At 50.6% G+C, this 629-nt stretch carries 1 pseudogene; it reads left to right on the top strand.

The window, feature by feature from the left end:
* Positions 1-629: pseudogene (locus B3180_RS04515) on the top strand (aconitate hydratase B); the annotation flags it as partial.

The raw sequence follows: 629 nt of genomic DNA, 5'->3' as shown, positions 1-629 counted from the left end.
GTTGCCTTCGTTGGTGACGTAGTGGGTACTGGTTCTTCACGTAAATCAGCGACCAACTCAGTATTGTGGAACATTGGCGAAGACATGCCTGGCACACCAAACAAGCGTGCTGGCGGTATCTGCATTGGCTCTAAAGTCGCACCAATTTTCTTCAACACCATGAAAGATGCAGGTGCGTTGGTGTTTGAAGCCGACGTTGAAAAAATGAACATGGGCGATGTTATCACTATCTACCCATACGAAGGCAAAATCGAGAACGAAGCCGGCGACGTTATCGCTGAGTACGATTATGCGTCTCGCGTTATTTTAGATGAAGTCCGTGCCGGTGGCCGTATTAACCTGATTATTGGCCGTGGCCTGACAGAAAAAGCACGTGAATCTCTGGGCATGGGTCCATCTGACTTATTCCGTAAGCCAGAGCAACCGGCAGACAGCGGTAAAGGTTTCTCGCTGGCGCAGAAGCTGGTCGGTAAAGCTTGTGGCATGGAAGGTGTTCGCCCGGGCGCATACTGTGAACCTAAGATGACTACCGTTGGTTCTCAGGACACTACCGGTCCTATGACTCGCGACGAGTTAAAAGACCTGGCCTGCCTTGGCTTTAACTCAGACCTGGTTATGCAGTCTTTCTG

It is taken from the genome of Idiomarina sp. UBA4206, from assembly GCF_002383015.1.
Classification (GTDB): Bacteria; Pseudomonadota; Gammaproteobacteria; order Enterobacterales; family Alteromonadaceae; genus Idiomarina; species Idiomarina abyssalis.
This window is presented reverse-complemented; position numbering and strand designations above follow the sequence as displayed.